Source organism: uncultured Jannaschia sp. (assembly GCF_947494055.1).
Lineage (GTDB): Bacteria > Pseudomonadota > Alphaproteobacteria > Rhodobacterales > Rhodobacteraceae > Jannaschia.
This window is the reverse complement of sequence record NZ_CANLTR010000010.1, coordinates 34503-61268: the sequence shown is the minus strand read 5'-3', so window position 1 is coordinate 61268 and position 26766 is coordinate 34503. Positions and strand designations below refer to the sequence as shown.

Sequence of the window (26766 nt, the reverse complement as noted above, 5' to 3'; positions counted from 1 at the left end):
TCGGAGGTGTCCAGATCAGTCCTCGATGCGGAAGAGGATCTCCGAGCCGTCCGTCCAATCCCGGAGCCAAGCGAGGAGATTGCCGTCCGAGAGGCGGCCGACCCGGTCTGTTCGCCTCGAGACGACCGCCTCGAAATCCCGCTCGATCTCGGCGCGCACGAACTCCAGGGATTGCCGGTACACCCGTGTCCGGACAATCTTCGCTCGCCCGAACTCGAAATGTTTCCGCCCGTCGACATCCCGCACATCCTTCAGGTCGATCTGGTGGATGGCGCCGTAGGACCAATGTCCGATCCGGCCGTAGCTGTAGCCCAGAAGCGCGTCGAAGCGGGGAATGACAGGATCCGTCAAGGTACGGATCGACAGGTAGTCGTGGCAGTGGATCACGGCGAGCCGTTGCGCATCCTCCATGGCAGGGCCCAGCTCGTCGAGCGAGATATCGAGCTGGCCGGCGCGCTCATCTCCAAGGAGCATCGTCGCGTAGCGGGCGCAATCCGCCAAGCGTCGCAGTCCGTCGTGCACGCTGCCCGCTATTTCGACGCGACCGCGCGAGATGCAGCCCACTTCTCCGTCGATGCGGAACTCCACAGGGTCGCAGGAACCCCAATCGAGGATTGCCAGCAGCGCCGCCTGCGCGGCAAGGGCGTGACGGGTGCCTATGTCAACGTCCAAGTTCACCGATGTAACCGTATGGGGCCTGCAGACGATATCCAGGGGTCCGGCGCGCACCCGGAGCAGAAAGGACGGATGCGTTTCCAGGATCACCGCCGGCATGATGGCATGGGCCGGAAAGCGCAGCACCTCGTCCGAGGACGATCGCAGCTCGCAGGTGACCGTATGCCCGGACGGGCTTATTGATACCTCGCCTTCCTTGATCCAGGTTGTTGTCGCGGCGATCCCGAACCGGATGTCGTCGATTCGGAGGTTGCGGACGGGGAACCGGTCCCGAAGGCCAACCTGGTTCAGCACGAGATCCTCCCCTGTTAGGTCCGGATCGATCTCGAACGACGCACGGAACCTGTCCGCGTCGTAACCGACGCTGTCGACGATCCTCGATTTCTCGGTGGCGTAGTTCAGCCCGCCCTGACCGGCCAGCCGTTCGAGGATCCATTCCTGCGGAGCGGTTTCGATGCGATCCGCATCATCGAAGGCGAAGCTCACATGCTTCCTGTGCAGCGGCTCCTGTCCCGCTTGGCGGGCCCGCTTCAGGATGAACGCGATATCGTCGGTCCAGAGGTGGCGTCCGTAGAGGACCGGTACGCCGTGGCGATCGTAATGGAAAAGGAAGACGAAACACGGGGCCGCCGACGTCGCCGCCTTCAGCGCGTTCGAGAGCTTCACCTTCGTCACTGGGTTCCGCTTGCGGGTCGTCTTGATCTGCGCGAAGCATGTGAGAACGGGGGCGCGCATGTCGGCGGGTAGTTCGAGCTTTATATCTGACTCGATCTCGACGATGTGATCCCAGCCGTGCTGGTCATTTATGGATGGGTTCAGGACCGCCCCCACCGCGGAGGACGGATCGGAGCAGAGGGCCGCGAAGAGCGCCTCGCCGTGCTGCCCTTGTCGATCCATGCCCGCTCCTCCGGACTGCGGCCAAGGGTTCATCCCCGCTATCGTCGCGGAGGGCAACGGCGGGATCGGTAGAAAACGGATAAAAAATCGTCCGCCCATGTGGCCTTGGACGCGGGCTCCGAGCGAACACGATCCATGGCGAACCTTACCTAGACGCTTAGTAGGTCGTATGGCCGCGTAAAACAAAACGGACGCGGTTGCCCGAGGGCAGCCTGTAGCCCTAGTAGAAGGCTGCGAGATCGGCCACGGCTGTGCCACCGGCCTTGACGCGCTGGATCATGGCAGGGTTGTCTCTGCCGCTCCGGGCCCGAAAGATGTCGGGACGCCCCGAGGCGGGCGCGCGCTGCTCGTTGAGGCCCGCGGCGAACATCATGGTTCCAGGCATGGCGTGGCCTGATCCTGTCCAGCCATAAGGGCGCACTCCAGTTACGCCTCGCCCCCCGTTCGCTCCAGTGGAGGCCACGTCCAGCAACGTGCGGTACCAGTCCAGCGTAACTGCCGGGTCGAGCCATTCCGGCAGCACCCGGTGCAGTCAGTCCCGAACCCCCGACGGCTTGCCAGTCACGCAGCCGCCGCCAGCGTGTCATCGCCGAGCACTCGAACACTGTCCGCGGCAGCATCCCCCAAGGCAGGCCCGAGCGCAGGACGAACACGATCCCGCGCAGGGCCTCACGGTCTGCAACTCACGAGCAACCATCGTTCGGCTTGGCCCGTTCCTCGACCAGCAGAGGCTCGACCACCGCCCACATCTCAGCCGTTGCAATCCCATGTCTCATGAAAGAGGATTGCGCGAGAGACAGAGCGGTTCCGTGAAGCGCTTTGTGTCATTCTCGAGATCCTAGGACCGTGCAATCGCAGTCCTACCCCCTTTAGGTATGTTTGAGTTCGGATATTCGGGAAGGCTCATTTGAGAGAAGACGCAACGCAGTGTCTCCGATTTTGCTCAATATCACTTCACCAGATTCGTACTTCTGAAATCCCTTCGGCCCACCACCGATAAGTAGACCGGCCTCCCGTTGGGATAGTCCTAATTTCCTTCGCGCCTCACGGACTTCCTCGGCGACCATTACGCCTGCAAGCCGTGCTCGCATACGATTTATGGCCCGATCCGAAATCTGCATATCCTTCGCATCGTGAACTCCATGATCGGCCGTCAGGTCATTCTCAGGATACCAACCAGGAAGATCGATCGTCTCGCTCTGCCCACGATAGTTCAGGACTACCTTGCGAACTCCCCGAACCAAAGTCGCCCCGGTCTCGGGATGCACTCGGGTGATCTCTTTGGTAGGCATAATCATCTCTCCTTGAAAGACGTACAGACGAATTCGGTGACGGCGTCCTGTACAAACTTAATGTATATTACGTAACCTTCAGTTTGTGCGTGGTAAACGTCCATCCAGATCCGATGGTCGTAATTGGTCGTCATCGACTTCTGAAAATCCTTTCGAGACAGACTGCATATGACGTTAATAATGTCAGCTCTGGTCATCCCCATTTCCGCTCCACCGCGAAGGGCGGCTGAGGTGATCTGCATGTCCTTCCGCGCAGTTGCGTGTATCGCATCCAAGTCATACGTCTGCTTTCGCTTCTCAGTCATATGGTACCACAGTGGTGTATGTCAACATGCCCTTCGCCCCCCGCTAGTTCGAACCACAGGAATTTTATTAGTTGTCTATGGGCCTTAAGTATGCCCGCCTCCCGACGGCATCGATGCGCTAAGGTAGGTTCGCTGTAATCCACGGGAGGGAGCGGTCATGTCGAAGATTATCACGGTCGGACTCGATCTGGCGAAGAATGTGTTCCAGTTGCACGGGGCGGATGCCGTCGGGGGGCGGTCACACCATTAAAGCCGCGCGTCAGGCTGCCTCATTCGCCTGCCGCAACGCCCGCCGGAACATCAGATCCATCAGCATCCGCCGCGCCTCCGCGTCCGTCAGGAACGCGTTCCGCATCTCGTTGTCGCGCTGGAATGCTTGGATCGCGCGCCGCATGAATTCCGCGTCGAACCTTGGTCGCACGTCGTTCGGAGCATTGTTTCGCAGCATCTCCCCCCAGGCATCGTCGCCGACGATGTCGTCGTTCACGGCCTCGAACCGTACGTAGTCCTGCTCCGTGAAGTTCGTGCCGTGGCGCGCGTTGAAGCTGTCGATGATCTCGGAGAGCGCACGGGCCTCCTCTTCCGTGAACGGGTTGGCGCCGAACCGATCGATCGGGCTCAAGGGGGCGGCGTCGCCTGCACCGAGGCTTGCATCCTGACTCTCGCCATGCGCTTCGATCCGGTAGGCCTCGAGATCGAGCATGTCGTCGGTAATGTCGTCACCCTGCGGCGCCTCCCGCGTTGGCAAGAGGCGCTTCAGCCACGATCCGTAAATGGAGAGCTTTTCCAGCTCTGCGTCTCCGAGCCGGACGACCTGCGCGATGAACGCATAGAACCGCAGGAACGAGGTAAGGATCTGCCGGAACTCCTCCTGCCGGTCCTCATCCAGCCCTTCGCGGAACCGCTCGACGGCCTGCCGTACGATACCCTCGAGCACCGGCCGCTCCTCGACGCGCCGCCCGGCCGCGAGGAAACGCGTGACGAACCGGTCGATCTCATCCTCGTGCAGGATTCCGAACTCGAGGAGCCGGGCATGCAGGTTGTAGACTTGGTTCGGATCCGAGACGTCCTCGAGCGTCGTCGTGTTGTAGTACGGCCGGAACGCATCCTGGATCTCCTCCACGGTATTGCGAAAGTCGAGGATGTAGGTCCGCGTCTTGCCGGGATAGGTTCGGTTCAGGCGTGCGAGCGTCTGGACGGCCTGCAGGCCGGCGAGCTTCCGGTCGACATACATCGCGACGAGCTTCGGCTGGTCGAATCCGGTCTGGTATTTTTCGGCGACGACGAGGACGTTCCAGGGACCCTCGTCGAACCGCCGCGGAAGTTCGGTCTCGCCAAAGCCGTTCAGTCCGGGCTCGGTCACGGGCTGGCCGTCGATCGTGATCTCGCCCGAGAAGGCAACGAGGGCATGCACGTCGTCGTAGCCTTCGGCCTCGACATAGCGGCGGATGGCATCGCGCGTTCGGACGGCGTGCTCGCGGCTCGACGTGACCACCATCGCCTTTGCCTGGCCGTTCAACTCAGGCAGCGCGTGCCGCCGGAAATGCTCGACTATGATCTCGGCCTTCTGGGCCATCGCGACTTCATGGAAGTCGATGAAGCGCGCGACCTTGCGGGACGTACGCCGCTCGGACAAGCGTGGATCGTCCTCGATCGCCTTCTCGAGCTTCGCGTAGGAACTGTAGGTCTGGTAGTTGCCGAGGACGTCGAGGATGAAGCCCTCCTCGATCGCCTGCCGCATCGAATAGAGGTGGAAAGGCTGCGGTCCGTTCGGCCCGGGCTGCCCGAACCGCTCTATAGTCACGTTCTTCGGCGTTGCCGTGAAGGCGAGATAGGAAAGGTTCGCCTGTGGGCTGCGGAGGTTCTGCAGCGCGAGAAGCGCGGCCTCGGTGGCATCCAGCTCGGCCTCCGGGTCGGCGTCGCCCTCTGCCAGCACTCGCGCCATGCTGTCAGCGTGCTTTCCGGATTGCGACGAATGCGCTTCGTCGATGATGATGGCGAAGCGTCGGCTCTCCTCGTTCCGCAGAACCGAAAGCTGATCGGTCGAGAACTTATGGATCGTCGAGATGATGATCTTCGCGCCTTTCTCGAGCGCCTCCCGGAGCTGACGAGACGTTCCGTCGATCGGTTTGACGTAGTTCTTGGTCTGCGCGAACGAACTGACCGTCGACTGAAGCTGACGGTCGAGCACGACACGATCCGTGACGATGATGATCGTGTCAAATACGGGCCGGTCATTTTCGTCGTGCAGAGTGGCGAGGTGATGCGCGGCCCAGGCAATCGTATTCGACTTGCCGGAACCGGCAGAGTGCTGGAACAGGTAATTCTGCCCGGCGCCTGCACGCCTGGCATCATCGACCAAAGAAAGGACTGCATCGAGCTGCTGGTAGCGCGGCCAGATCGTCGTACGCTTCACCCGGCCGTTCGGCTGCTCGACCTCATCGACGAGAACGAAACGATGTAGGATGCCGAGGAGAACGGCTCGAGAGAAGACAGCGCGCCGAGCACCGATGTCCCGGTAGAGATAGGCGATCCGGAACTCGTCCTCGACGTCCGGATTGCCGGCACCTCCGTCCCTGCCCCGATTGAACGGCAAAAATCGGGTCCGGCCGTTGTCGAGATGCGTCGTCATCGACACGTTATCCTGGTCGAGCGCGAAGTGGACGAGCGCCCCGCGCTTGAACGTCAGGAGCGGCTCGCCCGCGGCCGGACGGTCGGTCCGGTACTGGCGTTCCGCCGTCTGGTAGGTCGAGCCCGTCAGGGTGTTCTTGAACTCCATCGTCGCCACAGGCAGGCCGTTGACGAAGAGGACGACGTCGATCGCGTTCTCGTTCCCCCGCGAGTAGCGGACCTGTCGCATGACTGTCAGAATGTTGCCCTCGTAGAGCCGGACCAGATCGGCGTTCAGCGCGGAGGGCGGCGGAAAGGCGCAGAGCGTGATCTTGATCCCCGGGACGACCGTGATGCCCTTCCGAAGGACTTCGAGCGTGCCGATGGCGCGAAGCCGGGCGTCCGTCTGACGGGCGAGCGTTTCGATCTCGGCGCCGGGGTAGTGGTCGCAGAGCCTCTGCCAGACGTTGGGCTGGGTCGTCCGGACGAACTCGGCAAGGATCTCGGTATCAAGTGCGCGAGCGCGGTCGTAGGTCTCGGGCCTGAAAGTCCGTTCACGCCATCCCTGGAGGCGGAAGAGTTGATCGACGAAGTAGGTTTCTACCGCGGCCTCGGTGTGGAGGCGGTCGCGGGAGATGGCGGAAACGTTCATCGGTTCAGATGCTCCAGGATATACCGGGCATCGTCTTTCCGCGTGATGCCAAGGCGCGTTATCTTCTTTGTCCGGAAGGTCTCGTAGGCACTCAGATTGCTGTTGGCGCCTTTGCCAGCGGCATCGGTCCATCCGCGGCCCTTTGGCAGCTTGTCCGTTCGATTGATCGAACCAGGGAGGTCAGGAGGGACATTCAGAGATACGAGCCAGAGGTTCACGGTTTCCTCGTGACCCATTTCCAGCCCAACAGTACGTCGCGCTCGGGATTCCCACACCTCGAGATGAACCTTCCCGCTGTCGGCACGCGCCGAGGGTACGGCGTGGAATCCATCGCGTAACATGGTTCGGATAGTCGCCTTAACTTCAGAGATCGCGTCTCTCATGCATCTGCCTCCGCCTCGATCTTGTCGAGTGCGCGGTCGGTAATGCCATGGCGGTCGTAAATGGTGACGTCGATCTGACCCGTGACAGCGGCGGTAATGAGTGCGGCGCGGTATTCGCGTAAGCGGCTGACGGATTGCGCGTTCTTCTTCCGTAGTTCGCGCTCCAATTTGATTGTCTTTCCGATCTGTTCCTGTAGTGTAGTTGGAGGAATAGGCAGTTTTTCTTTCCCGAGGCGCCAAGTATTAAGAGGACGATTTCGACCAGCAGAGCCTCTGGAAGCGTCATTTAGGACGAAATCGCCATGCTTACTGCGGAAGAGCGCTAGAAGATACTCCGTCTGGACCAGTCTACCTCGGTAGACCGGATATCTGTGGGATACAACGCAATCATCCTCATCCTCGGATGCCATAGCAACGGCGCCCTCCCAAGCAAATTGACCACTCAGGATCAGATCTCCGTTACGAACAAAAAAGAAATCGGAATCCCCCATTCCCTCTTCATCGGCCGCCGGCTTTTTGAAGATACCTCGACCCCGATTAAAGAGACCAAGACGGACAAGCTCTTGATGCTCAGATAATAACACCGGTCGCAAAACCCGCTCTGCGAGACGTTCGAACCTAACCCAATTTAGTGTGTCACACTTCAAGGCTTCGGCGACGAGCGCCTCAAGTCTTTCCGAAATGGTGAAAAGGAAGCCCTGCTTTCTCTCGATGAGCTGATCTATGCGGGCGGTCTCTTGATAGAGAAAATCCGCGATTACCTTCTGGGCTTCAAACTCCGGAAATGGAATTGAGATCTGACGCATTCCGGATTGCGTTAATCCATAGCGGGTAACTCCGTTTGCAGCCAGACTAAAGGCTTCACGGGCCGGTTTTGACAATAATGCATAGAATAGAAAGGGCCCATAAGTTAGCCCTGTTCGCGGTCGGAGGATCGTAAGGTGGTAACCGCATACGAGATCCGCAGCAGTTGAGCGAACCATGGCTGGAACGCCAATGTCCGTGCGATCTTCGGAATCTTTTGTGATTACGACATCGCCGACCTTTAAACCAAAAGTAGTGATTTCGGCTGCGTTTGCCGAACCTAAATCGAACTCCATGTCGGCGGTAATGTCGTAGTTTTTGTACACATGGACGTAGTTGCAGAGCCGAACAGCGTCCTCGTTCGCGTCAACCACTTTGTCGACATTGCTATTCCGGATTGTTGCAGCGTAACGAAGCTTCATTGGCATCACGCTACGACCTCCTTTAGAAGCCCTGCGATCTCAGACTCCAGCGTCTTCAACTCGGTGTCGATTTCGTTCAGCGGTCGGGGCGGTACATAGCGGTAGAAGTAGCGGTTGAAGTTGATTTCATAGCCCACGCGACCCACTTCGCCATCGGCAGCGTCCCGATGGCTTTCGTCCACCCAGGCGTCGGGCACGAACGGCATAACCTCGCGGGCGACGTAGTCCTTCCAATCCTGATCTAGCGGGACCAACTCATGGTCGCGCAGGCCTGTATCCGGTTCGGGATCGCCATCCTTGCCCCGACAAACCTCGGCTTCCTCGTCACGTTCGCCGATGCTTTCGACTACCGCCTTCACGACAAGCGCCGAAGGCGTGCCGCCCAGGATCGTCCGCATCTCGGCAACCAAGTCAGAAACGAACGCATCGCGTGACGTCCATGTCTGTCCTGTCATCCGGGACAGGGCTTGATCGACGCAGTCGCGAGGCTGACCGGCCTTCAAGCTCTTCAGGACCTTCGCCTGTACTTTGTCATCCTCGAAGAATGCGTCCGCCTTTGCCTTCGTGACCTCGAACCGCAGCCGAAGCGGCCGTTCTACCCGCACTTCTCGATACCCGAACTCCGTCGTCCGGAAGACCTTCGAGACATCCCCGTACCCAGCCTCACCGTTCAGGACGTCATGGTAGATGCGCACGATCTCCGCGCGAGCCTCGTCTCCGATTTCCCGGCGCTTGCTGCCCAGCGACTTCCGCATGCCCTTCCAGAACCGCTCGCCGCTCGCGTCGATGAGCTGCACCTTGCCGTGCCGCTCGGTGGCCTTCCGGTTCGTCAGGATCCAGACATAGGTTTGGATGCCGGTGTTGTAGAAAAGATCCGTCGGCAGGGCGATGATCGCCTCGACGAGGTCGTCTTCCATGAGCCAGCGCCGGATCTCGCTCTCGCCAGAGCCGGCGCCGCCAGTGAAAAGGGGCGAGCCGTTCATGACGATGCCGATCCGGGACCCCTTCTCGTCGTGCCGCATCTTCGAGAGCATATGCTGCAAGAAAAGGAACTGGCCGTCGGACACTCGCGGCAGACCGGCCGCGAAACGGCCCTCATCGCCGAACTCGTCGCGCTCCGCCTTGATCTCGGCCGCGTACTTCTTCCAGTCGACTCCGTAGGGCGGGTTCGACAGCATGTAGTGGAATGTCTCGGCTTCGTGCTGGTCCTGCGTCAGCGTGTTGCCGAATGCGATCCGCGACGCATCCTGGCCTTTGACGAGCATGTCAGACTTGCAGATTGCGAAGGATTCCCCGTTCAACTCCTGCCCGAAGAGGTCGACGTTCAGATCCGGGTTCAGCGTCCGCATCGCCTCTTCGGCGATCGAAAGCATGCCGCCCGTGCCGCAGGCCGGGTCGTAGACCCGTCGGATGATCCCGCGCCCCTGCAGGGCCTCCTCGTCGGGAGCGAGGAGCAAATCAACGAGAAGACGGACGACCTCGCGCGGCGTGAAGTGCTCCCCCGCCGTCTCGTTCGAGATCTCCGAGAACCGCCTGATCAGCTCCTCGAAGAGATAGCCCATCTCCAGGTTGGAAACCCGGTCGGGATGCAGGTCGATCGCCGCGAAGCGCTCGAAGACCGACCAGAGCGTGTCCGCGGCGTCGAGACGCTTCAGGACGTCGGTCATCTCGAACTTCTCGAGAAAGATGTCGCGCACCTCCGGATTGAAGCCCGCGATGTAGCTCACGAGGTTCGCGCGAAGTTGCCCGGCATCCTGGTTACGCAGTGTCTCGAAGGTGAACGGGCCCGCGTTGAAGACCTGGCCACCCGCCTGCGCGGCGTCGCCCAGGATCATGATCCGGGATTGCTCGTCGATGTCGTCGGGCAGGCTTTCAGCGACGGACAGGACCTCGGCCTTCGTCGGTTCGAGGAGACAGTCGAGGCGCCGCAGGATCGTGAACGGCAGGACCATCCGGCCGTATTCGGACTGCTTGAAGTCGCCGCGCAGGAGTTCCGCAATAGACCAGATGAAGGCCGCATGCGTCGCAATCGTGTCCTTGCTCATCGAACTATCACCATCATCCTTGTGTCCCTTCGTCTTCGAGTTGCGCTCGAAGCAGCCGTACAGCCCGACGGAAGCCCTCGACCTGGCTCATCCGGTGCTTGACGCAGAGTTCTTTGAACGCCCATCGTTCGTCCTCGGTGATCTTGATGTTCAGGTTGACCACCGGTCCCCCATCCGTCGCCATGGCATCGCTCCGCGTAACCTGCCGCCTTTCTTCCATTCATCCTAGCAAGAATGGAAGTAAAACTCGCGAATTCTGGGGATATGAAGTTTCAGCTCCGCAAAGCTTTGTTTGAATGACATCCGCAACGAGCGAAGAAACTTGCAAGGACACGGCAGCCGAACACATCTTGTTCTTCTTCGTCCGTCTGCGCGGTCGACGCGCTGCATCTCGTGATCGTCCAATGCTGCTGGCAGGGTCACCGGAAGTCGCGTCAGTCCGGTTTTTTAGACGACGCACGTCGGAGGTCCACTCCGAGCCTATTCTTCCGAACGTTTCGGGACATCCGTCTGGGCTTAGGGTTCGTCTCTTTTCCTGCGCCATATGATAAAAAGACCCGACAAGATAATGAAGGCCGAGCCGACAATCATGGGGGCACTCAGTCGTTCGCCGAAGAGAGCGATCCCGAGCACGATGCCAAAGATGAGCCGCGTGTAGCGGAGGGGCGTGACGGCGGATACATCACCGGTCCGCATCGCCCGCATGAGGAGGGCATAGGCACAGACGCCTACAGGTACGGCAGCTGCGAGGAAGAGCGCGGCGTCGCGACCGGGGGCGACGAACGGTACGCGCTGCCAGAGGCAGAAGAGCGCGCCCGCGACGAAAACGGCGAGAAACCCGTAGAGCCCGAGGATCGACGTGGCGAGCGACCGGGGCGCCGCACGGCTCGCAAGATCCCGTCCGGCGAACCCAATCATACCCAGAATTGCCAAGAGGGATAGGAGGGAGAACGCCTCCGTTCCCGGCTGCACGATCACCAGAACCCCGATCATGCCGAGCAGAACGGCCCCCCACCTGCGCCAGCCAACCCTTTCGCCGAAGACGACCGCCGCCCCGGCCACAACGACGAGCGGTGTGGCCTGCAGGATGACGGTCGCAGTCGAAAGGGGGATCAGCGCCAGGGCGAGCACGTAGAACAGCCGGCCCGCGATTTCGAACACGACACGGACCAGCATCGGGCTTGAAACCACGGCGGAACTGAACAGCGGCTGCCCATCGATCCTGGCGAGCACGGCGAAAAGAAGCGTACCGCCAAGGCCGAACCAGATCAGGATCTGGCCGGCCGGCAGTGTCTGAGAAGCTGCCTTGAGCAGCGCGTCTTCGGCGGCGAAGGCGGCCATGGCTCCGATCATGAAACTTCCACCAAGCAGGTTCTCGCGATGTTCGGCGGCAATCGAATTCAAGGCGGCGTCCTTCGGGTTGAGCAGATGGCACGTCGTTCTTGCCGGCAAGCGATGCCGCACGGAACGTCGACATGCAGCGAACGTGCTCGCGCACTGTCGCTCTCACCGAAGGTGCCGACTGGTACTTGGCAGCACCGGCGGCCATGCTCGCTATCCCCCGACGGTGCAAGCTGAACATCAAGACCTCCGAGCATGACTGTTCCAGCATTGCAGAGAGATGTCAGCTTCGTCCTGCAGACCGTGTGTTCGCGTCTTCCCGACTGAGCAGCTGCAGCGAGTGTCCGGTTCGGCGATGTGGCACTGCGGCTTGTAGACGAAGCTAAAGGGTCGCCGAGGGCCGGGATTGACGACCAGCCTTGGCGAGATCAGCTGGGGCACGCCGCGCCGCCGTATGTCTGCTCCGAGCCCTCTCCGCTCATTCAGAGGGCCTCACCGATCACCATTCATGACGCGTTAGATCGTCGTTCAGTTCAATCCCATGATAGAAGCCGGCGGTTGGCCCCAATGGCCCCAGCGTGGCGAGGGTGACGGCAACGCGCGCGGCCTCTTCCGGGGTGCGGTCTCCCATGCCGCCTGTCAGATCGGTTGCCGTCAGGCCGGGATCGGCGACGTTCACCTTGATCCCGTCCGGGGCGAGGTCCTTGGCGAACTTGGCCGCGTACATGTTGAGCGCCGCCTTCGAGGCGCAATAGCCCGCCATCGGCACCGTCCAGTTCTCACTGGTCATATCGAGCGTGGCGGAGATTGATCCGAGCCCGCTCGATATCATCACGATCCGGGCGGTCTCCGCCCGGCGCAGAAGAGGCAGACAGGCTTGGGTCACGCGGACCGCGCCCAGGGCATTGACCTCGAACATGGTGGCCATCTGGTCCAGCGGCTCCTCGGCCGTTGGTGGCGTGAAGCCGAAGTGCATCCCGGCATTGTTCACGAGTACGTCGAGCGCCCCGATGCGTGCGGAGAGCACCTCCGCGGCCACGTCCACGCTTTCATCGCTGGTGACATCGAGCACGATCGGCTGTGCCGTGATGCCGTTCGCCGTCAATTGCTCCGCTGCCTGGCGCCCCCGAGGCTCGTCGCGGCATCCGAGCCAGATTCTGTAGCCCCGCGCGCCGAGTTGCCGGGCAATGGCGAAACCGATCCCCTTGTTCGCCCCCGTGACGAGGGCATTCATCGTATCTGCCATGTTCCTTCTCCTTTGTATCTTGTGAGCGTGTCCGCGCGACGACGTCAGACACATGAGGCGACGACATCCCTCATCGATTTCGGGTCACGGCCGAGCAGTTCTCTGAGTGCCGGATCGGTGGCGGCGAAGTCGCCCTGCCGTGCGGCGCGAAAGACGCCGAGCAGCATTTTCGCATAGATCGCTGGCACGCCCGCCTCTATCGTCACCGTCACCCAGTCTTCGTCCGGCACGATCGTGTGACGCACCTCGCGGCCTAGAACGTCGGACGCCATCGCGGCGATGTCGGCCATCGTCACCGCCTCGGTCGCGGTCAGCGGTGGCGTAACGCCGTCCCACTCTCCCTCAGACGCGAGGATCGCCGCATCCGCCTCGGCCAGATCGGCGCGCGCGGTCCAACTCACCGGGCCGTCCTGCGGCACGCGCAACTCGCCGGTCTTCAATTGATCGCCGACCATCCGCAGGCAGCTTTCGGCGTAGAAGCCGTGGCGCAGAGCCGTGAAGGGAACGCTGCAGGTGTCCAGATCCTGTTCGGTATGCCAGTGTTGAGCGGCCGGAGCGAACGGGGAGTCTTCCCGGGCACCCATATGGCTCGTGTAGAGGATGCGCCTGGCGCCCGCCTTCCGGGCCGCGGCAATGGCGGCACGGTGGAGGGTCCGGGCTTCCTCGCCGAGCTTGTCGGCCGAGACGATCAGCACTTGCTCCGCGCCAGAAAACGCTTTCACGAGGCTTTCTGGCTCGGCGAAATCGCCGTGGCGGACCTGCACGCCGAGATCGGTCAATTCCGCGGCCTTGCCTGGATCACGTATGCTGCCACAGATGCGCGCCGTTGGAACACGGGTCGACAGGTGACGGACGATGCCGCGGCCAAGGTGTCCGGTGGCTCCGGTAACGATAAGCATTGGTGCCTCCTTTGGATGGGCCGGGCCCGTACGGCCGCGGTTGGCAGACACCTACTGTTCCCAAGGAGATTGATAAGCCGCTCTTTTGCGAATACCCCGTTCTCCGTGAAGAACAGTATCTCCCACGACGATCTGGCTGTCTTTCTCACGGTGGTTCGCGAGTGCGGGTTCCGCGCGGCATCCCGGCGCCTCGGCTTGGCGCCATCGAAAGTCAGCACCACGATCACCCGGATCGAAGCAAGTCTCGGCGTGCCACTCCTGATCCGGACCACACGCAGCGTGCGCACCACCGAGGCGGGTCAGGAGCTGGCGGAACGTATCGCGCCCCATCTCGCCAGGCTCGAGGAGGCCTGTTCCGAGACAGCCGATGCGGCGGGCCGCGTGCGAGGCCGACTGAAGCTGAACGTTCCGGGGGCGGTGATGCCCGACATCCTGCCGAAGCTCCTCGCCGCGCTCCACGCAAGACATCCCGAGGTCGAGACCGAGATCGTGGTGGAGAACCGCCTCGTCGATATCGTAGCGGCAGGATGCGATGCCGGCATCCGCTACGGCGATTTCGTCGAAAAGGACATGGTGTCGATTCCGATCGGCCCGCGGCGGCAGCAGGTGGCTCTTGCGGCGGCACCGGACTACTTGCGCGCCCGCGGGAGCCCGAACGGTCCCGCTGACCTCACGGAGCACGACGCCATTCGCTACCGTCTGCCGGACGGACCGCTCCTGCCCTGGACCCTGTGCGACGAACAGCGAACCATCACCGTGGAGCCGATCACGCGGCTGGTCCTGAGCGTGGATGCCCTCGACACGGGGCGCGCCTATGCTCGGGCCGGGATCGGCATCATTGGCGCTTTCCGCAACTGGTTGGAGCCGGACTTCGCCGCCGGAGCGCTCGTCCCCGTTCTGCCCGATCTCTGGTCCGGCATGGACGGCCCGCGGCTGTACTATCCTGGCCGCTTCAGTTCCGCTGCGCTAAGAGCGTTCATCGAGGTCTGCCGGGATTGCTAATTCCTAGCCAGTACGCTGGGGCGAACCGCGATGCGCCGGCCTGCAGCTTCCAGCCGGTTCCGAAGATCCGCCAGATCGTGCCGAGGCAAAGGGCTATAAATCTCAGGATCATCGCTACGCTGAGCCCGACCGCCACGTCCGCCTCCCCGAAGAAGGACCAACGGAAGCCGGACACCAGGTAGACGACCGGATTGAACAGAGTCACCGCGCCGACGATGATCTTCCTGATCGCCAACTACGTCTTCGGCGAACCGTTCGGAACAGCGCGAATGATCGCCTTTCCGACGATCTGGGTGACACTTGTGCTCTATACCGTTCCGTTGATCCGCCAGTCCCTCTGCAAACGCCCGCCCGAGATAGTCGCGCCCGATCCCGTATGACAGCACAGGCAATTCGAGTGCGCTCGATCCCGCATGCAAGTTCCGCGAAGGGTACGGCGGGGACAGCCGCGTCGTAGCGAAGGTCACGGTGACACATGGTCGAACCCGAACGGATACGTTGCGTGGCGAAGATATAGAAACGTCATACCCGTTGCTCACGGGAGGCCGTTTAGACCCCTCCCCGCAAGCCAAGCTCTGTCTGACGTCGAAGCGAAGCTCCCTTCGATCTTCGCAGATGCGCGCGCGTAGAGGGCCGCGGAGTCGTCTGATCTCATTTGCGCTCTCGAACGAATCTAGTGAGGTATCGTTCCTGAAACCATCAGGGAGCAACGTTGCGGTCACGGAGAAGGAATCCTCGAGGGGAGCGCGGACCCATTCGGCTCGGCTCAGCGTTGCTATACCGGAGGAGACGCCGCATGACCGATCGTGACAATTTCCGCCGGGCGCAGGCGGCGGAGCTGGGCTGGTTGGGTCGGGCGGACCTCGCAGTTGCGGAAGCGGCGTCCGACTACGAGGACTACCCCGCGGTCCGGACGATCGGTGCCTTTGCCGAACTCGCGGACCAGCCCCCGCTCGTGACGATCTGTATCGCGACGCTCGGCGCCGGTCTGTTGCGAAACGATCCGCGTCAGGCACGCGCAGGACTGCGGATGATCCTCGCGCATGCGCTCGCGACGGGCGTGAAGACGATCCTCAAGAACTCGGTGGACCGGAGCCGTCCGTTCAAGGTCGCCGAAGACGGCCGGCACGAGTTCGCGCCGGGGGAGAGCGATGACGGAGAGGACCGGTCGTTCCCGTCCGGTCACACGGCCGGCGCCCTCGCGGTGGCCCGGGCCGTCGCACGGCAATACCCCGCCGCCAGCCTTCCCCTGACCGTCGGCGTCCTGCTCGTGGGTGGCATCCAGATCCCCCGGCAATCGCATCACCCGAGCGACGTGCTGACCGGTGCGGTGATCGGCTACGTCTCGGAGCTTGTCGCCGATCGGCTGCTCCGGCGTGTCGGCAGCGAGCTTCGTCGTCATCAACAAACAGGGTCGTGACCAGGAAGTTGATACGTTCGGAAGGTCAGGCAGAGCGAGATCAGGCCGTGCCACAGTCTCCACATATCTGATGTTATTCCATCCTGAGGACAGAATTACGGGTCAGGGGTTCGGGAGGTCTCTGCGACGGTAAGTTTGATCCCGGCCTGCTCGAACCGGTCACGCTCGTCTGCAGAGAGGTTGTCGTCGGTGATGACCTGCGAAACCTGATCGATGGAGGCGATCCGGTAGAGCGCGCGTGCAGAAAGGCGACTACTATCCGCCAAGCATATGGTTTCGCGCGCGGCGGACATCATCTTGGCCCGCAACTGGGCGACTTCGAGCGTGGTGTCCGATATTACGGACAGATCGATCGCGTGGGGCGCCATGAAGTACCGATCGCAGTAAAGGCCTGATAGAAAGGCGGAACCCGGTTCGCCCGTCAATGTGTAGGAACCGAACCGCACCGATCCGCCAGGAACGATCAGCCGGATGCCCGGCTTGTAGGAAAGCGTCGAAGCAACGAACAGATCGTTGGTCACGACCGTCAGCGACAGGTCGGACTGAGCAATCTCGGTCGCCATCGCATGGGGCGTGGCACCGGTGTCGATCAGGATGCTGTCCTCGTTTGAGATGAGTGCCATCGCCGCTGAAACGATGGCAGCCCGCTCCTCGACCGCAGTACGCCGGGCAACGTCGGTACTCATCTCGTCGGTGGCGCGATTGCGCACGCGAACCGCGCCACCATGGGTACGCCGCACGATCCCTTCGGCGGCCAGCCGGTCGAGATCGCGCCGGATCGTCGAGATGGAGGTATTGAACCGCCGGGCCAGTTCCTGGCTGGAGGCGGCCGCGTTCTCCCGAAACCAGGCGATGAGATGATCGCGCCGTTCCGCCGGCAGCAGGTCGCTTTCGCGCTCGTCCGACAAAGACTTCCCCCTTCCGCGAGTGATCACAACAGACTGGGTAAGAACAACGCGATCGAGGGGAAGATTGCCAGTAGCACGGTGCCGATAAGAAGGAGGCCAAAGAACGGTGCGGCCTGCCGAACCGTCGTGCCCATACTCGCGCCGGTCAGCCCTTGCAGAATGTAGAGATTTAATCCGACGGGTGGGGTCAGGGCGCTCATCTCGATCATCACGACGAGGTAGACGCCGAACCAGAGAGGATCGTAGCCCGCCTGCACGATCAAGGGCACCGCGATCGGCACCGTCATTACCGTCATCGAGGTGCCATCGAGGAACATGCCGAGTACGATGTAGAGCACCGCGAGGATCACCAAAACGCCCCAAGGCGGCAGCGACAGCGCAGAGATACCGTCCGTAATCTGCGCCGGGATCTGCATGTAGGCGATGGCCGAAGACAGGAAGGCTGAAGCCGCGATCAGGATCAGGATCATTGCCGATACGCGGATCGAGGACATCAAGCTCTCCTGCATCATCGCCAGCGAGAATTGCCCGGTAATGACGGTGATGACGACCGCGCCGAGAACGCCGACCGCAGCCGCTTCGGACGGGGTCGCGAGACCGGAATAGATCGAGCCAAGCACGACGAACATCAGCGCGAAGATCGGGAACAGGTCGCGTAGCCCTTTCAGGATTTCCCGAAAACCGCTCTTCTCGGCTTGGCGCGGGGCTCGGGTCGGATCGATTGTCGCGCGCAGGGCAATATACCCTGAATAGAGCAAACCCATCATCAAGCCCGGCAAAATGCCTGCAGCGAACAGGTCTGCGATCGAGACGTTGGCGAGTACCCCGTAGACAATCATCGCGATCGAAGGCGGAATCAAAAGACCGAAGCTGCCCGCCCCGGCAAGCGAACCGGCGGCGAGGCCCATGTCGTAGCCGCGGGACTGGAGCTGGGGGATGGTGATGCGTCCGACCGTGGCGGTGGTCGCAGTGCTCGACCCGCTGATCGCCGCGAAGACAGTGCAGCCCAGGATATTGGTATGCAGCAGCCCTCCCGGCACGCGCGAGACAAGCGGCGACAGGCCGCGAAAAAGCCTCTGGCTGATATCGGTGCGGAAGATGATGTCGCCCATCCATATGAAGACGGGGATGGCGGCCAGCTCCCACGAGACCGCTGAGGACGAGATGACCCGCGTCGCGATGGAACCGATGCGAACCCATGGAAAATCCAGCGCGAACCAGAGCGAACTTGCGCCGACAAGTATGAGGCCGGCGAAGATCCAGGTGCCGAGGCCGAGGAACAGGACCATGAGCCCAAAAAGGACGAGGGAGGGAACGATCGCGGCCATAGGCGTTCTATCCTTACAAGCGGAGCGAGGAATCGTCGGGGCCGCCTTGACCTGACAGGCGCTTAAGGATGCGCGCGACGAGTTGCAGTGCGAGGAGCACCAGACCGGCGAGGAAGATAGCTTCGGGGATCCAGAGTGGTATCGGCAGGTAGTGCTGGCTTGTCGATCCGCGGGCCCAGAGCTTGGCGACGGATTGCCATTGATGACTGGCGAGGAACAACGTCAGCGTAAGGGTAGCGAGCGATGCAAAATGATCGGCTGCGAGGGCCGCTTGGGGCGGCAAGGTTTGCGTCAGGACACTGACGCGTATCATCGAACCCTCTTCCAGCGCCCAGGCGAGGGCGAGGAACGTGATTGCTGCGACTCCGTAGCCGACCAAGGCATCGGCCATGAAGGTCGAGCGGTCAAAGAAGCGCATCCCGATCTCGAGCAGGATGTGCAGGGTCATAAGTACCAGCAGGCAGGCCGCGATCCCGGCGGCGAGCCGGTTCAGCAGGGTCGAGGTCCGGGCGATCGTGTCGATCACCCGGACGGCTGCTCCCCGACGATCGGTCATCTGGGTGACCTCGCTCATCAATCGCTGCTTTCCGATCGCAGGTCTTCATAGCGCGAGAGAACCTGCTCCCCGGTTTCGCCGGTCGCAGCCAACCACTCTTCGCGCACAGGAGCGCCCGCTTCCTGAAGCATGTCGAAGACCTCTTGGGGAACGGCATCGTCGAGCGTGACGATCATGCCGTTCTCTTCCATGATGTCGTAGGATTCCTGGATCGATGCTTCCATAAGCTCCCAATTTGCTTCGTCGATTTCGGGAATCATTTCCGTGAGTGTGGTCTGCGCTTCATCCGACAGCTGATCCCAGGAATCCTGGTTCACATGCATGACAAACAGGCCCATCGCGTAGTTCAGTTCAGTGAAATCGGAGACGTAGTCCCACAGACTGAGTTGCCGGGCGCCGTCGGCCGAAGTCAAAACGGCGTCGATGCCGCCTGTCGAGAGTTGCGGGATCAGGTCCGACCATGCAACCTGCAGCGGCGCTGCGCCCGCGTTGATCATTGTCTGGGTGCCGTTGACATCGTAAGTTCGGATGCGCAGGCCGGCCAGAGCCTCGTCCGATGTGATCGGCTGGGGCGCGTTGATGCCCGAGGGCGGGTTCGGCATAGCCCAGAGCAGCTTCATGCCGTTCTGCTCAAACGCTTCCTCATATGCAGGGCGCGCGGCTTTCCAGAGCAGATAAGCGTCGTCCGGCGTCTGCGCGATGAATGGCAACGATGAGAGGTTGAAGATCGGGTCGATTCCGCCGAGCTGCGTCAGCAGTGTCACGGCCGATGGAACCGCGCCGTCCTGCACCGCATCGAAGTGGTCTGCCGAGTTGTAGCCGAGTGCGCCGCCGGCTTGGTAGGAGATCTCCAGCTCGTCTCCGAGACGCTCCTCGACAAGTGACACGAAATTCGTGACAGCTTTGCCCGTCAGGGCGTCTGCGCCGTACTCGTCGGCAAGATCCCAACGGACCTGCGCATTGGCTGCGCCTCCCATGATGGCGAAGATCGCTCCAATCGCGGTGATGCGGGTGAGAGATTGGCCAGAATGCATTTGCAACTCCCTGCTGCTTTTTGGTGTGTTGCCGCGATATGCAGTAACATGATGCGTCAATTGAGCCATCCTATGAGCGCCTCTGTCAAAGGATTTTTAATAAACTATCGTATTACGGCCATCCCACAACGAAAAAGGCGGTAGTTTGCATGTTTGTGCTCAATACTTAAGCATGATAGTTGTATAGGGACGAAATTCGGACAGAACCTCTTCCAATTTCTATCATTACACTTCAGTCTTGCTTACAGTGCAGCGATGGAGACCGACATGGGCAAGACGGAAGGACGGGTCGCAATGATCTCGGGGGCGAACCGTGGAATCGGCGCAGCGATCGCCCGGGAGATGTTGACGAACGGCTGGCGCGTCAGTCTGGGCGTGCGCGATCCCGGCGGGCTTGCCGATGCCGTCGCGCCAGAGAGCGACACCTGCCTGCATGCAACTTTCGACGCCGTTGTGCCGGAGACAGCTTCGACCTGGGTGCAGGCCACGGCAAGCCGGTTCGGGCGCATCGACGCCTTGGTAAACAACGCCGGGTCGGGCGAGTTCGTGCACCTTATGGATGACAACGACGAGGCGCTCGACCGGCTCTGGGCGATCAATTGCAAGGCCCCCCTGCGGCTGACGCGCTTGGCCGTCCCGCATCTCGAACAGGCCGGGGAGGGCCGCATCGTCAACATCGCGTCTTTATCGGGCAAGCGCGTGCGCAACGGGTTTGTCGGCTACAACATGACTAAGTTTGCGGTGATGGGCCTGACGCACACGACGCGGCATGAAACCTGGGACAAGGGAATCCGCTGTACCGCCGTCTGCCCTTCCTTCGTGCGCACCGAGATGTCGAGCTACACGTCCAAGGTCGCCCCCGAAGACATGATTCAGGCTGAAACCCTCGCGCGCATGATCCGCAACAACATCGAGCTTCCAAACAACGCCGCCGTCGCCGAGATCCTGGTAAATTGCCGGCTGGAGGACATGCTGTGACGTTGCCTCCAGGCTGCTCCCGGGGCATTCCTTATCTCGACAGCGTTCCGTCGGGCACGATCCTGCCAGCGACGGTCGACGTGGTCGTCATCGGCGGCGGGATCGTCGGATCTTGTGCTGCGCTCGACCTCGCGGCGTCGGGGCTGCGCGTGTTGCTCTGCGAGAAGGGGCGCATCGGCGGCGAGCAGTCGAGCCGCAACTGGGGCTGGGTGCGACAGATGGGGCGGGATGCGGCCGAGATGCCGCTTACCATGGCTGCACTCGATATCTGGCGCAGTTTCCAGGCGCGGGGAATCCAGACTGGATTCACGCAAACGGGCATCACCTATGTGGCCCGGACAAAACGTGATCGGGCCTCCTTCGATCGATGGGAGAACGAGGGGCGAACTCATGACGTTCTGATGCGCCGACTTTCGGGCGCGGCGCTGCAAGAATTGCTGCCAGGGCTCGATCCGAAGCAAGACGAAGCCCTGCATACCCCCGAGGACGGCCGCGCCGAGCCGGGCAGCGCCGCGCCGGCCATCGCTCGGGGCGCCGTAGAGGCTGGCGCGATGATTGCACAGGACTGCGCTGTGCGTGGCATCGAGACACAGGCCGGTCTGGTCAGTGGCGTCGTGACGGAACGCGGCACAGTACGTTGTCCGGTGGTTCTCGTCGCCGGCGGCGCCTGGAGCCGCCTGTTCCTACGTCGGCACGGCATCCGGTTTCCGCAGCTGCGTGTCGTCGGTACCGCCACCCGGATCGAAGGAGAGGGCCTGCCGGACATGCCCGTCGGCGGTGGCGACTTCGCCGTGCGGCGCAGGCAGGACGGCGGTTTTACTGTAGCGCGCCGCAACGCGAACGTCGCGCCGATCACGCCCGACAGCTTTGCGTTCTTCACTGATTTCTTTCCGACCTATCTGCAGACTTGGCGTGAGTTGAAACTGCGGGTCACATCGATGTCGGTGGACGAGCTACGACAGCCCTCCGACTGGGCGTTCGACGCGCCGTCTCCCTTCGAGCGGGCACGCATGCTCGATCCTGACCCGGATCCCGCCTACGTAAAGGGCGCACTGCGCGCGGTCGCACGGGCTTTTCCGGGCGCGAGCGGCTTGCGGGCGACGCATGCTTGGGGTGGCGTTATCGACGCGACTCCCGACGCAGTCCCCGCGATTGGACCAGTGCCGGGTCGGCCAGGCCTGTTCGTCGCCTCGGGCTTCTCGGGGCACGGCTTCGGCATTGGCCCGGGCGCGGGTCGCCTCGCGGCCGATCTAGTGCGCGGATCGAGCCCGGTGGTCGATCCGGCGCCATTCTCGCCGGCGCGGTTCATCCAGCCCCCGCGATCCGAACGCTCGACAGAAAGCAAACAGCAGCAGGAGGTACTCTGACCATGGGTTGGAGGATCGGCGTGGATTCGGGTGGCACCTTTACGGATGTCTGCCTGTTCAGCGAGGACACAGGCGAGATGCGGATCTGGAAGGTGCCATCGACCCCTGACGACCCATCTCGCGGTATTGCCGAAGGTGTCGAGCAAGGCTTGGCCCAGGTCGGTGCGATAGCGGCCGATCTGTCGTTCTTCGGGCACGGCACCACTGTTGCGACCAATGCGCTGATCGAGCTGCGAGGGGCACGCACCGGCTTGATCGTCACCGATGGTTTCCGCGACCTGTTGGAGATCGGGCGCCAGAAGCGTCCGAGTCTCTACGACATGATGGCCGACAAGCCCGAGCCATTAGTCTCGCGCGATCTGCGCCGTGAAGTGCCCGAGCGGTTGCGCTCGGACGGCTCGGTCGAGTTGCCTTTCGACGAGAGTGCTTTCCGCGAGGCGATCCGCAAGCTTAAGGACGACGGGGTACAGAGCCTCGCTATCAGCTTCCTCTACGGGTTCCTCAACACAACCCACGAAACTCGGGCCCGGGCCATTGCCAGCGAGGAAATGCCCGATGCCTTCATCTGCGCAAGCTATGAGGTCGCACCCGAGTTCCGCGAGTTCGAGCGGCTTTCGACCACGGTCGTCAACGCCTACCTGGGTCCCGTCATGCAGCGCTACATTCGGCGCCTTTCGGATCGGCTGACGGAGCTGGGTCTTACTGTGACACCGCAGCTCACGCAGTCGAATGGGGGTGTGATCGGCTTCGCTGCCGCCGCCGCCCTGCCGGTCCGCACGGTTCTCTCAGGTCCTTCTACCGGCGTGGTCGCGGCGCAGGCTATCGGCATGTCGGTCGGGATACCCGATGTCATCACCTTCGACGTCGGCGGCACCTCGTCCGACGTGGCGCTTCTGAAGGACGGTGTCTGCAGCCTGACCGGTGAGGCCGATGTACAAGGCTACCCGATCAAGGCGCCGATGCTCGACATCCATACCGTAGGGGCCGGCGGCGGCTCGATCGCAGCGGTAGATTCTGGGGGTCTGCTGAAGGTCGGTCCGCGCTCGGCCGGCGCCGACCCCGGTCCGGTCTGCTACGGTCTTGGCAACGAGGAGCCGACCGTGACCGACGCCAATGTCGTCCTCGGTACGTTGAACCCCGGGGAGATCCTGGGTGGACGCATGAAGCTGCGCCGTGACCTAGCCGAGGCCGCCATCGCTAGGCTGGCCGATCGGCTGGGACTGTCTACGATGGAGACGGCACAGGGCATCGTCAGCGTCCTGACTGCGAACATGGCCAAGGCGATCCGCGTGATCTCGGTACAACGAGGACACGATCCGCGCGATTACGCGCTGATGGCCTTCGGCGGGGCGGGGCCGCTCCATGCCGCACGCCTGGCACGCGAACTGGACATGGACAAGGTCATCGTGCCGCTTACTCCCGGCACGCTTTGCGCAACCGGGCTGCTGCTCACCGACCTGCGCGCCGACTTCGCCGTCAGCCGCCTACTGCGACTGGACGAGTCCGCACTACCTCTTCTCGCCGAAGGCTACGACGAACTTGCCCGGCAGGCTGCTGACTGGTCTGCCACGGAGAAGATCGCAACGGAGGCGCGAGCGCTGACCCGTACGGTCGACATGCGCTACCAAGGCCAGAACTACGAATTGCCCGTCACCCTGCCCGAGGGTCCGATGACCGTCGGCACGCTTGAGACCATGATATCTCGATTCGAGGACGAGCATGCGCAAAGGTTCGGCTTTACTGCACCCGAGGCGGCAATCCAGATCGTAACCCTACGAGTAGAAGCCTCCGGACACGTTCCCAAGGCGACCTTCGAGACCCAGGACGACGCCGGGCCCGACGCGTCGGTCGCCGTCACTGGCACGCGCGAGGTCTGGATGCCGGAAGCGAGCGGTTTCGTGACTGCCGAGACCTACGATCGGGGCATGCTGAAGCCCGGCAACGTCATCGAGGGTCCCGCCATCATTGATCAGATGGACACCACGACTGTCCTGCTGCCGGAGATGCGCGCGATCGTCCATCCCTCGCTCACTCTGATCCTGGAGGTGCGGACATGACCCCCATCGACCCCATCACCGTCGAGGTCATCGGCTCGGCGCTTAATTCCATTGTCGAGGAAATGGGCGAGGCGCTGGTCCGGGCCAGCCACTCGACCAACATCAAGGAGCGCCGCGACTGCTCGACGGCACTCTTCGATCACCGGGGCAATACGCTCTGTCAAGCCGAGCACATTCCCATGCACCTCGGCAGCTTCATCGGCATCATCCCGCATATCATGGCCCGCTTCTCGGCCGAGACGATTTGCCCCGGCGACGTCTTCATCGGTAACGACGCCTACGAGGGCGGCGCGACGCACTTGCCCGACATCGTTCTCGCCGAGCCGGTCTTTGTCGATGGTCGAATGGTCGCCTGGGCCGTGAATACCGCGCACCACTCGGATTTCGCCGATCGCGGTCACGCCCATATTTATCAGGAGGGTCTGCGCATCCCGCCCGTGCGCCTCTATCGGGCCGGCGAGTTGGCGGAGGACATCCAGTCCCTGATCCTGCTCAACTGCCAGGTGCCAGCCGAGCGCCTGTCGGATCTGCGTGCGCAGATGGCGGCCAACCGGCTCTGCGTGCGGCGGATGCAGGATCTCTGCGCGAAATACGGGACTGAGACGGTCCTGGGTGCCAGCGACGCCTTGCAGGATTACGCCGAGCGCAAGATGCGCGCGGGGATCGCGGCGATCCCGGACGGGGTCTACGCTTTTTCGGACACGTTCTGCTCGAACGAGTGGACCGGCGAGATGACCTTCGTGGTCGAGATCGCCGTTCGCGGGGACGAGATGGTGCTGGCCTTCGACGGGCCCCCGCAGGTTCGAGCGGGGCTGAACATGGTTTACACCTCTCTGCTCGCCGCGACCTACTACGCGGTGAAGGCGGTGGTCGATCCGTCCATATTGCCCAATGCAGGGCTGGCACGACCCCTGACTATTACCGCGCCCGAGGGCTCGATCTTGAATTGCACCCACCCGGCTGCTGTCGACGGCCGCATCGCGGCTTCGCAGCGTGTCTGCGACGTGATCATGGGCGCGCTCGCCCGCGCCGTTCCAGATCGCGTTGCCGCAGCTGGGAACGGCTGCTGCACCGGTGCGATCTTCTCTGGCACGGGTGAGAACGGCGCAATCTGGGTCTATCTCGAAACCATCGGCGGCGGCGGCGGCGCTCGGCCCGGCAAGGACGGGCTGTCCGGAATTCATGTTCACCTGACCAATACCTCGAACTTGCCGATCGAGGCCCTGGAACTCGAATACCCCCTGACTCTCCTGCGCTACGAGCTGATCGACGGCTCGGCCGGCATGGGGACCTACCGGGGCGGGCAAGGCCTTCGCCGGGTCTATCGTGCTGAGCGGGAGTGCCGCCTGTCAATACACGGGAGCCGCACTGGCTCAGTTCCCTGGGGACTCGAGGGTGGCGAGGCTGCACGCGGAACCCGGCTCGACCTCGGAGACGGGCGCACGCGCTTCGACGGTATGCTCGACCTTGTGCCTGGGCAAATCGTTACGATCGAGACGCCGGGCGGCGGCGGTCACGGCCCCGCGGCGAAGCGCGCTCCCGAGGCGCTGAACCGTGACCTTGCCGAGGGGCGCATCGACGCCGGGACCTACGCAGAATTCTCCCAGACGACCGAGCCAGTATGACCCATCCACTACCGAACCACCCGGGACGGCAGCACTGCTTGCCGTTTCTCCACTGACGCCTGAAAACTGGAAAGGACCCGAAAGATGGCAGAAAAGATTGTGAAGCTGAAATCCGGCTCGATCATGGAAGAGAAGGAAAGCTATTCCCGCGCCGTGTGCGTCGGCGACTGGATCTTTGTCTCGAACACGGCGGGACGAAACTACCGTACGCGCGAGATGTCCGACGACGCAGTCGAGCAGGCCAAGCAGTGCTTCGACAACATCGAGGGTGCGCTGAAAGCGGTCGATTCCTCACTTGAGGATGTCGTAATGTCCAAAATCTTCATTCCCTATCCGGATGATGCGCCGGATGTGATGGCGTACGTTGGTGAACGCCTCAAGGGGATCGACCCGCAACGCACCGTGACTTGCTCACCCCTCGGGTTGGCAGAATTCAAGGTCGAGATCGAACTGACAGCTTATCGTGGCGCCGGCATGGCCGATGTAGAGCGGCGTGAGATTTCTTTGGGATGACGAACAGTGAAAAGATGTTCCTGCTAAGTTAGGGACATCCTTCGTTCGTCCGGAATTTCTTGCTGGCAATTTCGAAGCGACGTAGAAACCTTGCTCGGTGGAATAAGGTAGGCAGTATCATCCATACGATGCTCGAGGAGCTGGTGTCTCCTCGTATGTTAGAATGCTCCTCGGCCGGCGACAGTTGTCATGGCAATCAGGCCGCTGCGGAGACGTAGATGATGTCGCGGCCAATCAAATTCAAACGTCGGCGGTCGATTAATTTCGTATCGTCTGCGGTAGAGGCCAAGGCTATCGAGGATTGCCTGACGCCACTTGCTCACGGCATCTATGTTTGACCGAAAAGCTGCGGTTGGGGAGCTGTTCCGGCTCGCCAACCGCGCATTCATTCTCACCTCAGGAAATGG

Annotated in this window: 23 protein-coding genes and 3 pseudogenes; 8 read left to right on the top strand and 18 right to left on the bottom strand. The window is 62.1% G+C overall.

What is annotated here, in order from left to right; translation table 11 throughout:
• Positions 1-15 precede the first annotated feature (15 nt).
• From Q1A87_RS11145 to Q1A87_RS11095, 13 genes and pseudogenes are all read right to left on the bottom strand, one after another.
• Entirely contained in the window at positions 16-1572 is a 1557-nt protein-coding gene (locus Q1A87_RS11145) for a hypothetical protein (protein WP_299651200.1), read from the bottom strand.
• Positions 1573-1792: 220 nt separating this feature from the next.
• Positions 1793-1957: a hypothetical protein gene (locus tag Q1A87_RS11140; RefSeq protein WP_299651197.1), complete on the bottom strand. Its 165-nt coding sequence runs from the start codon at positions 1955-1957 to the stop codon at positions 1793-1795.
• 172 nt (positions 1958-2129) lie between these two features.
• A pseudogene (locus Q1A87_RS24180) lies at positions 2130-2240 on the bottom strand (IS5/IS1182 family transposase); the annotation flags it as partial.
• A 201-nt stretch (positions 2241-2441) separates the two neighbouring features.
• A complete protein-coding gene (locus Q1A87_RS11135) occupies positions 2442-2870 on the bottom strand; it encodes a type II toxin-antitoxin system MqsA family antitoxin (protein WP_299651194.1) in 429 nt (142 codons plus the stop codon).
• Positions 2867-3169, bottom strand: coding sequence for a type II toxin-antitoxin system MqsR family toxin (locus tag Q1A87_RS24175; RefSeq protein WP_363322986.1), 303 nt, complete (start codon positions 3167-3169; stop codon positions 2867-2869). The genes Q1A87_RS11135 and Q1A87_RS24175 overlap by 4 nt, the downstream gene beginning before the upstream one ends.
• Positions 3170-3428: 259 nt before the next feature.
• Positions 3429-6431, bottom strand: coding sequence for a type I restriction endonuclease (locus Q1A87_RS11130; protein ID WP_299651191.1), 3003 nt, complete (start codon positions 6429-6431; stop codon positions 3429-3431).
• The gene (locus Q1A87_RS11125) at positions 6428-6814 is read right to left on the bottom strand and encodes a hypothetical protein (protein ID WP_299651188.1); all 387 of its coding nucleotides are present in this window, start codon (positions 6812-6814) and stop codon (positions 6428-6430) included. Before Q1A87_RS11125 ends, Q1A87_RS11130 begins: the two co-directional genes overlap by 4 nt.
• Positions 6811-8046: a restriction endonuclease subunit S gene (locus Q1A87_RS11120; RefSeq protein WP_299651381.1), complete on the bottom strand. Its 1236-nt coding sequence runs from the start codon at positions 8044-8046 to the stop codon at positions 6811-6813. Before Q1A87_RS11120 ends, Q1A87_RS11125 begins: the two co-directional genes overlap by 4 nt.
• Positions 8046-10085, bottom strand: a complete 2040-nt coding sequence (locus tag Q1A87_RS11115) for a class I SAM-dependent DNA methyltransferase (RefSeq protein WP_299651185.1) — start codon at positions 10083-10085, stop codon at positions 8046-8048. Before Q1A87_RS11115 ends, Q1A87_RS11120 begins: the two co-directional genes overlap by 1 nt.
• Positions 10086-10098: 13 nt before the next feature.
• Positions 10099-10269 carry a hypothetical protein gene (locus tag Q1A87_RS11110; RefSeq protein ID WP_299651182.1) on the bottom strand — a complete coding sequence of 57 codons (171 nt, stop codon included), beginning with the start codon at positions 10267-10269 and terminating at the stop codon, positions 10099-10101.
• Between the two features lie 332 nt (positions 10270-10601).
• On the bottom strand, positions 10602-11438 hold the full coding sequence (locus Q1A87_RS11105) for a DMT family transporter (RefSeq protein ID WP_299651378.1): 837 nt from the start codon (positions 11436-11438) through the stop codon (positions 10602-10604).
• A gap of 487 nt (positions 11439-11925) precedes the next feature.
• Complete coding sequence (locus Q1A87_RS11100) at positions 11926-12672, bottom strand: SDR family NAD(P)-dependent oxidoreductase (RefSeq protein WP_299651179.1); 747 nt, start codon at positions 12670-12672, stop codon at positions 11926-11928.
• Positions 12673-12716: 44 nt separating this feature from the next.
• A complete protein-coding gene (locus Q1A87_RS11095) occupies positions 12717-13571 on the bottom strand; it encodes an NmrA family NAD(P)-binding protein (RefSeq protein ID WP_299651176.1) in 855 nt (284 codons plus the stop codon).
• 105 nt (positions 13572-13676) lie between these two features.
• Here Q1A87_RS11095 and Q1A87_RS11090 point away from each other — a divergent pair, with 105 nt between their 5' ends.
• Positions 13677-14573, top strand: coding sequence for a LysR family transcriptional regulator (locus Q1A87_RS11090; protein ID WP_299651173.1), 897 nt, complete (start codon positions 13677-13679; stop codon positions 14571-14573).
• A 37-nt stretch (positions 14574-14610) separates the two neighbouring features.
• Here the strand turns inward: Q1A87_RS11090 and Q1A87_RS11085 are convergent.
• A pseudogene (locus Q1A87_RS11085) lies at positions 14611-14778 on the bottom strand (sugar ABC transporter permease); the annotation flags it as partial.
• Position 14779: 1 nt separating this feature from the next.
• Between Q1A87_RS11085 and Q1A87_RS11080 the strand changes: the two are divergent.
• Positions 14780-14953: pseudogene (locus Q1A87_RS11080) on the top strand (EamA family transporter RarD); the annotation flags it as partial.
• A 416-nt stretch (positions 14954-15369) separates the two neighbouring features.
• Entirely contained in the window at positions 15370-15993 is a 624-nt protein-coding gene (locus tag Q1A87_RS11075) for a phosphatase PAP2 family protein (protein WP_299651171.1), read from the top strand.
• A gap of 95 nt (positions 15994-16088) precedes the next feature.
• Here Q1A87_RS11075 and Q1A87_RS11070 read toward each other — a convergent pair whose 3' ends face one another.
• Genes Q1A87_RS11070 through Q1A87_RS11055 form a run of 4 tightly spaced genes read right to left on the bottom strand, consistent with a single transcriptional unit; the run spans position 16089 to position 19888 of the window.
• On the bottom strand, positions 16089-16901 hold the full coding sequence (locus tag Q1A87_RS11070) for a DeoR/GlpR family DNA-binding transcription regulator (RefSeq protein WP_299651169.1): 813 nt from the start codon (positions 16899-16901) through the stop codon (positions 16089-16091).
• 23 nt (positions 16902-16924) lie between these two features.
• Positions 16925-18229, bottom strand: a complete 1305-nt coding sequence (locus tag Q1A87_RS11065) for a TRAP transporter large permease subunit (RefSeq protein WP_299651167.1) — start codon at positions 18227-18229, stop codon at positions 16925-16927.
• A gap of 13 nt (positions 18230-18242) precedes the next feature.
• The gene (locus tag Q1A87_RS11060) at positions 18243-18803 is read right to left on the bottom strand and encodes a TRAP transporter small permease subunit (protein WP_299651165.1); all 561 of its coding nucleotides are present in this window, start codon (positions 18801-18803) and stop codon (positions 18243-18245) included.
• A complete protein-coding gene (locus Q1A87_RS11055) occupies positions 18803-19888 on the bottom strand; it encodes a TRAP transporter substrate-binding protein (protein WP_299651162.1) in 1086 nt (361 codons plus the stop codon). Before Q1A87_RS11055 ends, Q1A87_RS11060 begins: the two co-directional genes overlap by 1 nt.
• Before the next feature lie 198 nt (positions 19889-20086).
• Between Q1A87_RS11055 and Q1A87_RS11050 the strand changes: the two genes are divergently transcribed.
• From Q1A87_RS11050 to Q1A87_RS11030, 5 genes are all read left to right on the top strand, one after another.
• Positions 20087-20797: an SDR family NAD(P)-dependent oxidoreductase gene (locus Q1A87_RS11050; protein WP_299651159.1), complete on the top strand. Its 711-nt coding sequence runs from the start codon at positions 20087-20089 to the stop codon at positions 20795-20797.
• The gene (locus tag Q1A87_RS11045; RefSeq protein WP_299651156.1) at positions 20794-22164 is read left to right on the top strand and encodes an FAD-binding oxidoreductase; all 1371 of its coding nucleotides are present in this window, start codon (positions 20794-20796) and stop codon (positions 22162-22164) included. Before Q1A87_RS11050 ends, Q1A87_RS11045 begins: the two co-directional genes overlap by 4 nt.
• Positions 22165-22184: 20 nt before the next feature.
• Entirely contained in the window at positions 22185-24221 is a 2037-nt protein-coding gene (locus Q1A87_RS11040; protein ID WP_299651153.1) for a hydantoinase/oxoprolinase family protein, read from the top strand.
• Positions 24218-25846 carry a hydantoinase B/oxoprolinase family protein gene (locus Q1A87_RS11035; protein ID WP_299651150.1) on the top strand — a complete coding sequence of 543 codons (1629 nt, stop codon included), beginning with the start codon at positions 24218-24220 and terminating at the stop codon, positions 25844-25846. Before Q1A87_RS11040 ends, Q1A87_RS11035 begins: the two co-directional genes overlap by 4 nt.
• A gap of 84 nt (positions 25847-25930) precedes the next feature.
• A complete protein-coding gene (locus Q1A87_RS11030; RefSeq protein ID WP_299651148.1) occupies positions 25931-26359 on the top strand; it encodes a RidA family protein in 429 nt (142 codons plus the stop codon).
• The last annotated feature ends 407 nt before the right edge of the window (positions 26360-26766 follow it).

What these genes read in the sequence shown, in the direction of transcription:
- Q1A87_RS11145 (WP_299651200.1), bottom strand. Translation starts at nt 1,572, where the DNA reads ATGGATCGACAAGGGCAGCACGGCGAGGCGCTCTTCGCGGCCCTCTGC.
- Q1A87_RS11140 (WP_299651197.1), bottom strand. Translation starts at nt 1,957, where the DNA reads ATGCCTGGAACCATGATGTTCGCCGCGGGCCTCAACGAGCAGCGCGCG.
- Q1A87_RS11135 (WP_299651194.1), bottom strand. Translation starts at nt 2,870, where the DNA reads ATGATTATGCCTACCAAAGAGATCACCCGAGTGCATCCCGAGACCGGG.
- Q1A87_RS24175 (WP_363322986.1), bottom strand. Translation starts at nt 3,169, where the DNA reads ATGACTGAGAAGCGAAAGCAGACGTATGACTTGGATGCGATACACGCA.
- Q1A87_RS11130 (WP_299651191.1), bottom strand. Translation starts at nt 6,431, where the DNA reads ATGAACGTTTCCGCCATCTCCCGCGACCGCCTCCACACCGAGGCCGCG.
- Q1A87_RS11125 (WP_299651188.1), bottom strand. Translation starts at nt 6,814, where the DNA reads ATGAGAGACGCGATCTCTGAAGTTAAGGCGACTATCCGAACCATGTTA.
- Q1A87_RS11120 (WP_299651381.1), bottom strand. Translation starts at nt 8,046, where the DNA reads ATGCCAATGAAGCTTCGTTACGCTGCAACAATCCGGAATAGCAATGTC.
- Q1A87_RS11115 (WP_299651185.1), bottom strand. Translation starts at nt 10,085, where the DNA reads ATGAGCAAGGACACGATTGCGACGCATGCGGCCTTCATCTGGTCTATT.
- Q1A87_RS11110 (WP_299651182.1), bottom strand. Translation starts at nt 10,269, where the DNA reads ATGGCGACGGATGGGGGACCGGTGGTCAACCTGAACATCAAGATCACC.
- Q1A87_RS11105 (WP_299651378.1), bottom strand. Translation starts at nt 11,438, where the DNA reads ATGATCGGAGCCATGGCCGCCTTCGCCGCCGAAGACGCGCTGCTCAAG.
- Q1A87_RS11100 (WP_299651179.1), bottom strand. Translation starts at nt 12,672, where the DNA reads ATGGCAGATACGATGAATGCCCTCGTCACGGGGGCGAACAAGGGGATC.
- Q1A87_RS11095 (WP_299651176.1), bottom strand. Translation starts at nt 13,571, where the DNA reads ATGCTTATCGTTACCGGAGCCACCGGACACCTTGGCCGCGGCATCGTC.
- Q1A87_RS11075 (WP_299651171.1), top strand. Translation starts at nt 15,370, where the DNA reads ATGACCGATCGTGACAATTTCCGCCGGGCGCAGGCGGCGGAGCTGGGC.
- Q1A87_RS11065 (WP_299651167.1), bottom strand. Translation starts at nt 18,229, where the DNA reads ATGGCCGCGATCGTTCCCTCCCTCGTCCTTTTTGGGCTCATGGTCCTG.
- Q1A87_RS11060 (WP_299651165.1), bottom strand. Translation starts at nt 18,803, where the DNA reads ATGAGCGAGGTCACCCAGATGACCGATCGTCGGGGAGCAGCCGTCCGG.
- Q1A87_RS11055 (WP_299651162.1), bottom strand. Translation starts at nt 19,888, where the DNA reads ATGGCTCAATTGACGCATCATGTTACTGCATATCGCGGCAACACACCA.
- Q1A87_RS11050 (WP_299651159.1), top strand. Translation starts at nt 20,087, where the DNA reads ATGGGCAAGACGGAAGGACGGGTCGCAATGATCTCGGGGGCGAACCGT.
- Q1A87_RS11035 (WP_299651150.1), top strand. Translation starts at nt 24,218, where the DNA reads ATGACCCCCATCGACCCCATCACCGTCGAGGTCATCGGCTCGGCGCTT.
- Q1A87_RS11030 (WP_299651148.1), top strand. Translation starts at nt 25,931, where the DNA reads ATGGCAGAAAAGATTGTGAAGCTGAAATCCGGCTCGATCATGGAAGAG.